This is a genomic window from Oscillospiraceae bacterium (assembly GCA_009780275.1).
In the GTDB taxonomy this organism is placed as follows: domain Bacteria; phylum Bacillota; class Clostridia; order Oscillospirales; family UBA929; genus WRAI01.
Map to the genome: position 1 here is coordinate 1 of WRAI01000040.1, position 11534 is coordinate 11534.

Annotated in this window: 12 protein-coding genes and 1 pseudogene; 2 read left to right on the forward strand and 11 right to left on the reverse strand. The window is 46.1% G+C overall.

Annotated features, from left to right (window positions below):
* Positions 1–338: 338 nt before the first annotated feature.
* The 11 genes from FWE06_09825 to FWE06_09875 all read right to left on the reverse strand — a co-directional run bounded on the left by FWE06_09825 (position 339) and on the right by FWE06_09875 (position 10189).
* Complete coding sequence (locus FWE06_09825) at positions 339–590, reverse strand: helix-hairpin-helix domain-containing protein (GenBank protein ID MCL2547459.1); 252 nt, start codon at positions 588–590, stop codon at positions 339–341.
* Positions 587–2314: an NFACT family protein gene (locus FWE06_09830; GenBank protein ID MCL2547460.1), complete on the reverse strand. Its 1728-nt coding sequence runs from the start codon at positions 2312–2314 to the stop codon at positions 587–589. The genes FWE06_09825 and FWE06_09830 overlap by 4 nt, the downstream gene beginning before the upstream one ends.
* Entirely contained in the window at positions 2314–3084 is a 771-nt protein-coding gene (locus FWE06_09835) for a Nif3-like dinuclear metal center hexameric protein (GenBank protein MCL2547461.1), read from the reverse strand. Before FWE06_09835 ends, FWE06_09830 begins: the two co-directional genes overlap by 1 nt.
* A complete protein-coding gene (locus tag FWE06_09840; GenBank protein ID MCL2547462.1) occupies positions 3081–3488 on the reverse strand; it encodes a class I SAM-dependent methyltransferase in 408 nt (135 codons plus the stop codon). The genes FWE06_09835 and FWE06_09840 overlap by 4 nt, the downstream gene beginning before the upstream one ends.
* A 60-nt stretch (positions 3489–3548) precedes the next feature.
* On the reverse strand, positions 3549–3752 hold the full coding sequence (locus tag FWE06_09845; protein MCL2547463.1) for a DUF1858 domain-containing protein: 204 nt from the start codon (positions 3750–3752) through the stop codon (positions 3549–3551).
* A 4-nt stretch (positions 3753–3756) separates the two neighbouring features.
* Positions 3757–5907, reverse strand: a complete 2151-nt coding sequence (locus tag FWE06_09850; GenBank protein ID MCL2547464.1) for a bifunctional 4-hydroxy-3-methylbut-2-enyl diphosphate reductase/30S ribosomal protein S1 — start codon at positions 5905–5907, stop codon at positions 3757–3759.
* Positions 5897–6505 carry a 1-acyl-sn-glycerol-3-phosphate acyltransferase gene (locus FWE06_09855; protein ID MCL2547465.1) on the reverse strand — a complete coding sequence of 203 codons (609 nt, stop codon included), beginning with the start codon at positions 6503–6505 and terminating at the stop codon, positions 5897–5899. Before FWE06_09855 ends, FWE06_09850 begins: the two co-directional genes overlap by 11 nt.
* Entirely contained in the window at positions 6506–7180 is a 675-nt protein-coding gene (cmk, locus tag FWE06_09860; GenBank protein ID MCL2547466.1) for a (d)CMP kinase, read from the reverse strand. It lies immediately after the preceding gene.
* 41 nt (positions 7181–7221) lie between these two features.
* Positions 7222–7899 carry a class I SAM-dependent methyltransferase gene (locus tag FWE06_09865; protein ID MCL2547467.1) on the reverse strand — a complete coding sequence of 226 codons (678 nt, stop codon included), beginning with the start codon at positions 7897–7899 and terminating at the stop codon, positions 7222–7224.
* Positions 7900–8175: 276 nt separating this feature from the next.
* Entirely contained in the window at positions 8176–9195 is a 1020-nt protein-coding gene (locus FWE06_09870; GenBank protein ID MCL2547468.1) for a hypothetical protein, read from the reverse strand.
* A 4-nt stretch (positions 9196–9199) separates the two neighbouring features.
* On the reverse strand, positions 9200–10189 hold the full coding sequence (locus FWE06_09875) for a MerR family transcriptional regulator (protein ID MCL2547469.1): 990 nt from the start codon (positions 10187–10189) through the stop codon (positions 9200–9202).
* Positions 10190–10590: 401 nt separating this feature from the next.
* On the opposite strand from FWE06_09875, the gene FWE06_09880 reads away from it, so the two are divergent.
* Positions 10591–11025 (forward strand): IS110 family transposase, encoded by a 435-nt coding sequence (locus FWE06_09880; GenBank protein MCL2547470.1) that lies wholly within the window; start codon positions 10591–10593, stop codon positions 11023–11025.
* 115 nt (positions 11026–11140) lie between these two features.
* Positions 11141–11395 (forward strand): annotated as a pseudogene (locus FWE06_09885) (transposase).
* Positions 11396–11534 lie beyond the last annotated feature (139 nt).

The following is an 11534-nucleotide window of genomic DNA, read 5'->3' on the forward strand; positions in this document are numbered from 1 at the left end:
TGCATTTTGTGTTCTTGATCGCTCATTTTCAGAAAAACTAACCTCAGCATACGCATATGGCTGTGATGTAATGGGGTCTGAGTGCGCAATAACTGGTGTCAGCCCAAACAGCATGATGAGGGCCAGTATCAATGCGATAGGCTTGCGGAATTGCATTCCTTTTGTATCCATTGTGAGTCTCCTTTGCCCTTATTAGGCGCGTTGTTGGGACAGCAGCGTTCGACTGCAGTAGTACTGATTTTATGCCAACTGCCAACACGCCACACAACAAACACCTCTTGGTTTTACTCAATTGATGTTTGGTATTTTATCATTTATCTCAATAATGCGCCGTCTTCCTAAGTCTTCCAATTCCACCAATGATGCTTATCTGGAGGCAACGCCCCGTCTCCATCGGCATACGCCACCGCCAATCGATAAAAACACAAAACCGCGCGATGTTCGGTATATCCTTTGACAAGACAGTCGTTCATGTATATGTCCTCCGGGTCTTGTCCTTTGAGCGACGCAATGTCGGGATAGCCCGCGTCAATCAAGCATTGTGCCGTCTTAGGCCCGATGTATGGGATTTTTGTCAGGTCAGTTTTCATATTTTTAATTTCTCCAATAATCCAGCATCTGCATCTGCATAAATTGTACTAAATTGCTCGTAATTCACCATACCGAGATGTGATTTTGGCAGCTTTTTGACATGCTTGACCAATGTATAATCAATTGGCACTTTGACGCCATTTTTTGCCGCGCTCAACGTTGCCGCAATAATAGCCGCTTCTTCCAATGTCTTATCGTCCGGCTCTTGCCCCAATGCTTCAACAATAACGTGCGCGCCGGGCATTTTTTGTGCATGCAGCCATAAGTCTGTTTTCCGTGCCGTACGCAACGTCAATGTTTCATTTTGCGTATTGTTGCGTCCCGCAAAAATGCGCAATCCGCTTGAAGACAAAAACTGATATGGCCTGCTCTGTATTGACTGTTTTTTACCCTTTTTCGAAATTTTATCGGGATGAACTTCGTCTTTAATTTCTTGCAATTCGCGCTCATTTTCACAACGCTGAATCGCTTCATGCACCGATAGCCAATACGCCAACTCCTGCTCCCCCAGCATCAAACGCTCGTTGAGCATCGCCTCGGCCGTCTTCGCCTTTGCATAATTCTTAAAAAACTTGGCTGCATTCTGCTGCGGCGTAAGCAGCGGGTCAAGCTTGATTGTCAACTCAGGGCAATCCATCTCGTAATAATCATCGACAATCACGGCCTCCGCACCCTTTTGCACGATGTGCAAGTTGGCTTTGAGCAGCTCGCCTTGCTTACGCCAATGCTCACGGTCGATAGCCGTGTGCAACTCCTGTCGTTGTGCGGCAATTTTGCGTGTCACACGGTCAACTTTAGACTTGACAGTCTTTTGCAATGAGGCTTTCTTGCGCTGTAATGCCTGTGCGCCGTACGTTTGTGCATAGAAAGTATCCAGTAACCGGTTGAATGATTCGCATGTTTCAACCTGCCAATCGTCATACTGCCCTATCTCAGTACAGTAAAAATCCTTGATAACATCTCCTTGCCGTAACAAAACAGGCTTAAAGTTCTTCTCTTGCAAATTTTGAAAAAATTCAAAACATCCCGCCGCCAACTGGTCGGCATTTTCTGTTGCAGCAAACGCCGTGCAGTCGCCCAACGCATGGTACACAGCCTCACGCGCTGCCAATGGCGAAAACCCATAGCATTTGGCACGAATAATCTCGGCAGCCTGTCCCTCTTGTGCAAAAATCCGCCGCCAATCGAAAATCCCTAACGTCAAGATATAATACTTGTCAGGCGGCGTCGGCTCTTGATACATCATGCCTGGCAAATTAGCGCGTTCCGTCGTAATATCCGCATTGCTTTGACGCAATGCTGCAATAATTCGATTTTCTGCATCCATAAAAAACAAATTCGCTGTACGCCCAATCATCTCCAACAACAAAATACGCGTCGTCGTGTCACCCAATTCATCATAGCCCGAAAAGGTCAACTTAACAACGCGCTCACCTTTTGGCTGTTCGAAAGACAGCAATCGCGCGCCTGTCAAATGTTTGCGCAACAGCATACAAAACATCGGTGCCGTTTGCGGATTCGGCTTGCTTGCCGTTGTGAAGTGCAGTCGCGCACTCGATGGATTCGCGCATAGCAATAACTTTACATTTTCGCGCGATGTCGTGCGCATATGCAACACAATTTCGTCACGCTCGGGTTGCGTAACTTTATCGACCCGCATATTTTCAAGTCCGGGCTGCAATTCTGCGATAACGGCAGACAAGCAAATAGCATCAAGCGGCATTACAACACCTCATATGGCAAGCGCATGGCTTGGCTCACACGCACATCTAAGCCGCCAAATCGTTGCGATATAATGTCTTGCAGTTTGTTGCAGGCAATAGCTTCGGTTTCATAATGCCCCGCGTCAATCAAGTTAATCCCAGACTCCAATGCCTCCAACCATAAATGATATTTGATGTCACCCGTTACAAAGGTATCACACCCTTTGGCAACGACAATTGAGTAACAATCGGCGGAGTTTCCGCTTCCTACAGCAACCTTGCACACAGGCTTTCCGCCATCACAAAAGCGCAATGCATTGCACCCCAATGTATCAGAAATTTTCCCGGCATATTCGCGCACTGTCAAGCTGCCGTCAACATGTCCTACACGACCCAACTGTGTGGCAGCATCAAGAATGCTCACACAGTGCAACCCGCACAATTCAGCCAATATATCATTGATGCCACCCTGTGCCGCATCAAGATTGGTGTGCATTGAAATACAAGCAATTTTATTTTCCAACAACGCCAGCATGCGACGCTCATCATATCCCGCTATATCCGTTACGGTCCACAAACCGCGATTGACTGGGTGGTGCGCCACAATCAATTGTGCCCCACGAGAGACCGCCTCATCAATGACTGCCATTGATGCGTCCAACGCCACAAGCACGCGCTCAACAGACGCATTACTGTGCCCCGCCAACAGCCCATTGTTGTCACCCGCCATAGCCAGTGGCAACGGCGAAAACTCTTGCAAAACCTGCAAAATATCAATTACTTTTGTCATATTCCAACCTCGAAAATCGTATACTCACGCTGCCCGTCTCGCACCATTGTCACACGTGGCAACAAACCAACACTTTCCAAGTATGCCAACAATCGCTCCGGCCGGCTCATCGGCTGCAACAATAAATGCTTCTGCAGGCTCCACGGCGATGCCGCTATAATATCAGCAATCGTTTCGCCACCCATACCGGCAATGACAACGGTATCGTAGTCGTCACCACACAACGCCGTCAAGCCATTTGATTTGACAAGGTGCAGTTGCTCATACAGGCCCACGTGCTCCGCCAAATTCCTGGCATTTCGCAGTGGATTATCGGCAATGTCGACTGCTGTAACATTTTCCGTAACACCGCGTTGCAGCAGCCACAAAGGCAAGCGCGCGTGGTCGGTTCCAACGTCGACCACGCGCGCGTTCTCTTGTATACGCTGTGCCAATGCCATCAAGCGCGGACGCAAGCTCAGCACTTACGCGTTTGCCAAATGGGCATTCAGCTTTTCCATCAGCGAGTCAAGGTCTTGACCATGCTTTTCACACGCCTGCTCTAACGTTTTGCCACGCGAACCGGGGCACCCCAGGCAATGCATACCAATCGCCAAGAAATACTGCGAAAGTGAGCTATCGATATCCAAAATATCGCCCACAATCATATCTTTTGTCACTTGTTTCATGCTTTTACTCCTCGTTTGTTTCTTCTGCGGCTTCAGCAATTTCTGCCGCAACTTCTGCAACCTCAGCTTCCTCGACAGCTTCAACAATCTCTTCAATGACCTCGGCCACTTCAACTGTTTCAATAACTTCTTCAACTGCCTCAGCAACATCCTGCGGCACATCAACCGTGCCATCCGAATCAGCAGACGCAACAACCTCATCAAGGCTGCTATCTTCGTCAATTTTCACAGGCACTGGTGGCTCTAAGGTCGCACGAATTGACAGCGAAATCTTGCGCTTTTCGTGATCAATATGTAAAATCCTCGCTTCAACTTCTTGCTCAATCGCCAACGCATCGGCCGGACTCTTCAAATGTTCATGTGCGATTTCCGAGATGTGAATCAACCCGGTAACGTGTGGCATAATCTCAGCAAACGCGCCAAATGGCGCAAAGCGAACAATTTTAACTTTGACAATATCATCAACCGTGCAAGCTTCTGTAAAATTGCGCCACGGGTCTTGCGCTGGATCTTTAACCGACAGCGAAATTTTCTTGGTTTCCTCGTTCATCTTAATGACGCGCACTTTCAGCACATCGCCTACCTTGCAGAATTCCTCAGGCGTGCGAACATGCGACCACGACATTTCACTGACATGCAATAGACCGTCAATGCCGCCGAGGTCAACAAATGCGCCATACTTGGTCAGCGACTTGACTTCGCCTTCCACTGCATCGCCGACTTTCAGCGTTTCCCAAACTTTAGCAAACGCTGCATCGCGTACGAGGTTCTTGGCAGCACGAATCGAACCGACAAAGCGGCGGCGGTCGCCGTTATACTCCAAGATGCAAAGGTTTACCTTTTGCTTCATAATTGAGCTCAACGGCGTTTCTCGCGGCACACCCGACAAACTGGCCGGCACAAACACGCGCACACCATTGACACTGACAACAACGCCGCCGGCATTTTCTTCAATGACAATGCCTTCGAGTACGACATCTTCTTTAACAGCGTCATGCACTACATCATAGTGTGCCAGCGTCTCAATTTTCTTACGGCTGCACAACACCACGCCCTCATTGTCGCTTACATGCACCACAAAGACTTCAACTTCTTGTCCTACAGTGAACAAATCTTCCGGCTTGGCATTGGGGTCGTTGCTGATTTCGCCGATGGGGATATATCCAGCGTGCTTCGTGCCCAGTTCCAATTGCACTTCAGTTGGCGTAATGCCTACAACCGTCGCCACAACGCGGTCGCCTGTACTCAGCGTCTTGAACGTTTGTTCCAGCAACGCCTCAAAGCCCTCATTCATATTTGTTCCGCTCTTCATTTCTTCAGTCATAACGGTGACTACCTCCTCGATTGACCGGTCCGGCGTCGACGCACCGGCCGTTACGCCAATCCTTTTCTTTCCCGTCGTATGCCCGCACGGCCACTGGGCCGCGTTTTCGACCCAAACCACATTGTCACACGACTGTTGCGACAGTTTGACCAATTTTTCAGTATTGGCACTCGCCCTGTCGCCGACAACAACCATGCAGTCACAACTGACCGCCAATTCGACGGTCTCACGTTGCCGCGCATCAGTCGCTCCGCATATTGTATCAAATATTTCGACGTTTGTACAGTCTTTTTTTAATGTTTTTACGCATTTTTCCCAAATTGCCCTAACAGTGGTCGCCTGCGCCATCATCGTTATCGATTGTTCTTGTGATATATTTTTCAGAAATTCCGCCAATTCCACTTCGTTTTCGGCAATAAAGTGATTGTTGCACCATCCGACAACGCCGCGCACTTCGGGGTGATTTCGGCTGCCAATTATCAACAATGTCCGCCCCGATTGCTCACATTGTGCCGCTAATTTGTGCATTTTAGCAACGCACGGACATGTCGCGTCTACTGTTTTACCTTGCCGCGCATGAATTGCTTGCCAAACATCACGTCCCAATCCGTGACTGCGAACAATCAGTGTCGCCGCCGGCGGTGCATCTTGCCAGTCATCAACATACCCGACCCCCTGCTCTGCCAAATACGTCATCACAGATTGATTGTGCACAATCGGCCCAACGGTAAAGCATTTACCCTCCCGTGCCGTCTCCAACGCCAAATCCACAGCACGCTGTACCCCAAAACAAAACCCTGCTGACTTAGCGATAATAATCTCAGGTGTCATACCCTTTTCCTCGCTTTATACCCAATTCGCGCACCTTATCCATCACACTATCCATTTCGCGGGTGTACATCTCTTGTGTAGGCTTTCCGCCACCAAAGTCAAGATAAATCGGCTCACCGTAAACCACGGTAACACGGCGAAACGGCAGCTTCCGCCGCGCTGTCATATAAATGGGAACAATCGGCACACCAACTTTATGCGCGAACATCGCCGCACCGCTCTTAGCGTCCTCATCTCCCGTCGGTGCGTCAACCCGCCGTCCTTCAGGAAAAATCAGCAACTTATGCCCTGCCCGCAGCACCTCAAGTGACTTGCGGATAGCACGTAAGTCAGCCTTACCGCGGTCAACGGGGAAAACGTGCGCCCACGTCAAAAACTTCGCCAAAATCTTATTCTGAAACAACTCTTTTTTAGCAATCGTGTAAGGAAACTCACCAATCTTAGCCCTAAACAATATGAAAAACGGGTCGGCCAGCGACGTATGGTTGGCACACAGTACAGCACCGCCTTCGGGCATATTGTCCGCACCAACATATTTGGTAAAATACAACGCCCTCCAAACAAGCCGTGCCAAAAAATGGGCAATTTTCAATCCCATCTACACGCCCCCGCTTTCCTGCAATTTTTTCCGCACAATTTGCATCAGCTTATCCAAACTCTCTGCCAACGTCATCTCAGTGGTATTCACCACAACAGCATCGTCCGCCGCTTTCAACGGTGCGATAGCGCGCTTAATGTCCTTCTCATCGCGCAACGCAATCGCCTCCAACACCGCCTCGAAAGTGACATCTGTATCTTTCAGCTGTTCATACCGTCGCCGCGCGCGTTCCTCAATGTCGGCCGTGAGAAAGATTTTAACATCGGCATTCGGCAGGACAATCGTGCCAATGTCCCGTCCGTCCATGACAACATCGCGCTCATCTGCCAGTTCCCGTTGCACTTGTAGCAAGTAATCACGCACGCAAGGCAACGCCGAAACATCTGCCGCTGCTTTCGACGCCTCAGGCGTGCGAATAAAAGCGTTAACATTCTCGCCATTGAGTGTGACGACTTGCTCACCATTGCAGTATTCAATGCCAATTTTCAACCTGGGCAACAACGCCGCAACCGCTACCTCATCTGCGGGCCTAATCCCTGCCCGCACAGCCGCAAGTCCCGCAGTGCGGTAAATCGCGCCGGTGTCGATGTATATGAACTTCAATTTGACGGCAAGTTGCCGCGCTAATGTACTTTTCCCTGCCCCGCCGGGTCCATCGATAGCGATTGATATCATGTTAAGTGGTATCCTTTTTAGTGAGATGCAGCAAATGCTTATTAGGAGCATTTCTTGCCGATAGCCATTAAATGTCCCGAAACACCTAACAATTCGGGTATGTTTTCTGTTTCTTTAATGTATTTTAACAATAGCCTTGCCCGTTGTTCATTCTCAAAATATTGCTTAGCGTTTAAGATGCTACCAATTCCCTCAACTGGTAGAACAAGTATGTCAACGAAACCAGCCTCCTCCATCTCGCATCTAATTTCGTCGTGCGTATGGAAGTAAGCGTTAGTAAAATACGATGTATCACCGGGCGAGTGTAGACCGGTTGACAGATTTTCGTCTAAAATTGCAAGGAATTGCTCATCGTCAATGAGATTCAATTGAAATCCCTCAAATACATTTACGTATCTAGATATAACTTCGCAAATAACTATGCCGTCATTTTTTAGTATTCGCTCTGCCTCGGTCAAGCATTGAATTCTGTCATTCCTTTTTTGCAAATGATATAATGGCCCCATTTCAAGCACAAGGTCAAATTGATTGTCTTGATATGGAACTTGTCTTGCATCGCCACAGATATATGATTTTAGCGTGATATTTAGCGTGTTTGATTTTTCTTTGGCTTTCTCTATATGCGATGGCATGTAATCGAGCAAGTGGGCGTTATGTCCTTTTTGAGAAAGCCAATAAGAAAACACCCCCGTTGCACCACCAATATCTGCAATCTCCATTACATCCTTAGATAAGTAGCGAGATATAATTTCTTGGCATCGAGCAAATTGAGGGGTTGCCTAACCATTCGCTCATCTTCGTTGTAGCTATTATCATAAAAATCTTTGATTTTATCGTGTTTATCAACCAAAAACAACACCTCCTAATATAAACTCGTCCGTCTACGCAAACGGCACAAATGCTGTGTAGATAACAATTCTACACCAACACTATACTACAACTAATCTCAATAATCAAGTAGCGGAGCGTTCTTTACGCCCCGCCTTGTAGTTTGCTTATACTGCAAGGCTTGCCAATCTAAAATTAACAATTTTTTTGATATTTTCAATCGCCATTTCATCAGGGTCGCAAAACACAATTCCACGATTGAGGCATATATTTTCAAAGCCTCTTCCGAAAACAGCAATATCTTGTCCTGTGCCACAAGTTCCCGGATGACAAACACAGCACGGCACAATACCCGACCAATGAAACGCTTTCAAATTTTCTTTTGCAATAAAATTTTCATACTCGTTTGTATACGCAAAAATTGGCCTAATGCTCCATTTTGAGTTTTTCTTAGTTCTATATGGTGTAAATGCTAATTCACAAACCCGCTTTCCTTTATAATCAGCATTCACTGCCCTTGACGGCTTTAACTTCGGAGAAAGCCCAATCTCTCTTAGCCATAGGATAAATTCTGTAGCCAACTCATGCTCTTTGTCGTCAAGCATATCAAAAATAACATCCTCAATGTCAGGCTTAATCTTTGTTAAAGTGAACTCATTTGTGTGGTTTTCGCATAAATGTCGAAAATCGCAATAAAAGAAACTATTATCTCTGCTAATTTTTTCTTTGTTTGCACGAACGACTTTTTGCAACTCAAACATAGCACGAAACATTACAGGATATAAGGTATTGGTAATCTCAACCGCATTCTCTCCTACTGATATTTGAACGCCTGTATCGGTAAATATGTTGCCATACTCTACTGCTTGTTTGGCAAAAGTGGCTTTCCATTTGCGTTTATCCCACTTTGTAAAATCAATATTTATACGGCTATCAAAGACTTTTCCCGAATGGCGAGCAATATCAAGTACGTTAAACCAGAACCCCATGCATTTCTGCGGGTCAAGATTGTTGCCAGCTCCATTTTCTGCTATATTTTGTAGTGAACGCACAACAAACCGCCGCATTTGTTGACAACTCTCCAACAAACCCTCATCCATATTCGCTTTAATAACATCAGATAATGTAATGCTGTCTGACAAAATCCGTAAACCACCAATCATGTCAAAGTTGGATGAATTGTTCATAAACTTAATCCTTCTTTCTACACGCAATATAAAAACCGCAAAGCCCATCCTCGTATGGAGTAGGGTCTACTTCCGCAGACCAAATCCATGACTGTGGTTCATACTCGCCTTGCTGCTTGACTTCATTTTCAACCACATCCTTAGCGTTATTACCTCTTACCCAACCTTTGGCGATATATGTTTCGGGCAAGTCGATATAATCCATATCTGCCGGTACAGGGGTGTTTGTTTTCATAAATCTACCGACGGTATAGCCAAGCAATTCGTTTTTCTCATCGTATTTATCCCAAACCATAAGCGCAGCGTTGTGGTTATCGTCAGTTGCGTACTCATTTAATCCATCGAGCGTTGAAAAAATCCATTCGCCCATTCCCCATGTTTCGCTGAATATATGCCCCGATTTTCCGGCGCGTGCATAAACAGATTTGCCGATAAATCTACATGGATTACGCTTAACGATTTCAAGTTTTTCCAATGTAGATGGCGCAGTTTCTGTGTCTGTGCATTCAACTGATATACTTGTTATATGCTTGTCTATTACATCAGATGTATTGAGCAAATTCGCAATGTCGGGACTTTCATTTATCAACGATGTTTCAATCTCAATCGCCTTGTCAAATAACATTTTAACATCAGCATCATTGTGAAAATCAGCTTGCCGCATTTGACGGATAAATTCAAGCACAAGCTCTTTCAATTCATGCAATAGTGCCACTTCGTTGTCTATATCATCCACTTTACTGTCCAAAACAGAAAGCACGGCGTTAGAGTTATTTGCCGAGAAAATTTCTCCAATGTCTTTGATAGAAATGTTCATTTTTCGTAAAATGAGGATTTGCTTTAAGCGGGTGATAGCAGTTTCATCATAAAGCCGATAACCCGAGCTTTCGTCACGGCTGCTATGGATAAGCCCCATCTTTTCATAGTAGTGTAATGTGCGTGCGGTGACATCGTAACGTGTCGTAATTTCGTTGATCTTTGTTAGTTCATTCATAGTATTTTCTCCTTGTATTTTTCGCAACAACAAGGTTAGTATAAATCCTTACCTAAGGTAAGAGTCAAGCCTTTTTTCAAAAGTTTTTGATAAGAAACTCCGCATTCGGATTTTACCCTCGAATGCGGGAAAATGGTACTTTATATAGCGTAGATGGTCAAGCTTTCGTAAAAGGGGTTTGAACATTTGCGCTATTGCTTTTACAATAAGGGAGAAATGACCTGACGTTGCGGGAAATGGATTAACACATCCGGTTTATATGCTGTCAGCCATCCCTTGTTGTAGCCTTCGATTAAGCTGGTTGAAAACCCTCGTGGTCTTTCGCGTCACACGCCATAATGAATTTGCAACAAGCGCAGATGGAACGCCATTTACAACAATCACATAAAGGAGTTACTCTCATGATTAGTGTCGGAATTGACATTTCCAAAGGAAAAAGTACGGTTTGCATCCTGAAACCTTATGGCGAAGTGCTACTATCGCCGCGTGAAATCTTGCATACAGAATCGGAAATTGCAGAATTGATGAACCTGATTCTAAGTTTCAACGAGGAAACGAAAATCATCATGGAGGCAACCGGGGCTTATCATTTGTCGCTGCTCAGAAAGTTCTTGGAATACGGACTGGTCACTTGCATCGTAAACCCATTGCGCATGAAGAAATACACATCTGTTTCCATGCGGAAAGGCAAAACAGACAATCTCGATGCCATTAAAATCGCAAGCTATGTGATTTCGTCGTTGAGTTTTGGCATTTTGGTGTCATTACCGCAATGTCCGAAACCCGTTTTGTATACGCTTGCGCTCGATGGGCTGAGAAAAAGGGATACCGCTTAGACGAGCGTATTATGCCTTGGCTCAAAACAGTATCCCCACGCTCCCGTCCGGCAACCCATCTTCCAAATCGCTTGCGTTGGAAAGCGTTAGAGTTCTCCAAGAGTTGGATAAAACCCTCGTGTCTATTCTAACACAAATGCAAAATTTAGCAAGGACTTTGCCGGAATATGATACTGTTTTAGCGATGAATGGCGTTGGCGTAACCATCGCACCTCGTCTAATCGCTGAAATTGGCGATGTTCGCCGATTCCGCAGCGGCAGTGCATTGATTGCCTTTGCGGGGATTGATGCACCGCCTTATCAATCCGGGCAATTCGAGGGAACGCGCAGGCACATATCAAAGCGAGGGTCTCCGAATCTTAGAAAAACACAAAATTAGGGCTTGACTTTTGTTAGCTGGTATATAAATTCTCTACATTACACTATATAAATAAACATTATGCCCCTTATGAGGGGTCGTATAGGCACGAGCCATCATAAGGGGCATAAAAAATTCTTGGCGGAGTGAA

Coding starts and splice junctions, on each gene's coding strand:
- FWE06_09880 (MCL2547470.1), top strand. CDS start 10,591: ATGATTAGTGTCGGAATTGACATTTCCAAAGGAAAAAGTACGGTTTGC.
- FWE06_09850 (MCL2547464.1), bottom strand. CDS start 5,907: ATGACACCTGAGATTATTATCGCTAAGTCAGCAGGGTTTTGTTTTGGG.
- cmk (MCL2547466.1), bottom strand. CDS start 7,180: ATGATATCAATCGCTATCGATGGACCCGGCGGGGCAGGGAAAAGTACA.
- FWE06_09865 (MCL2547467.1), bottom strand. CDS start 7,899: ATGGAGATTGCAGATATTGGTGGTGCAACGGGGGTGTTTTCTTATTGG.
- FWE06_09870 (MCL2547468.1), bottom strand. CDS start 9,195: ATGAACAATTCATCCAACTTTGACATGATTGGTGGTTTACGGATTTTG.
- FWE06_09825 (MCL2547459.1), bottom strand. CDS start 590: ATGAAAACTGACCTGACAAAAATCCCATACATCGGGCCTAAGACGGCA.
- FWE06_09855 (MCL2547465.1), bottom strand. CDS start 6,505: ATGGGATTGAAAATTGCCCATTTTTTGGCACGGCTTGTTTGGAGGGCG.
- FWE06_09845 (MCL2547463.1), bottom strand. CDS start 3,752: ATGAAACAAGTGACAAAAGATATGATTGTGGGCGATATTTTGGATATC.
- FWE06_09875 (MCL2547469.1), bottom strand. CDS start 10,189: ATGAATGAACTAACAAAGATCAACGAAATTACGACACGTTACGATGTC.
- FWE06_09835 (MCL2547461.1), bottom strand. CDS start 3,084: ATGACAAAAGTAATTGATATTTTGCAGGTTTTGCAAGAGTTTTCGCCG.
- FWE06_09830 (MCL2547460.1), bottom strand. CDS start 2,314: ATGCCGCTTGATGCTATTTGCTTGTCTGCCGTTATCGCAGAATTGCAG.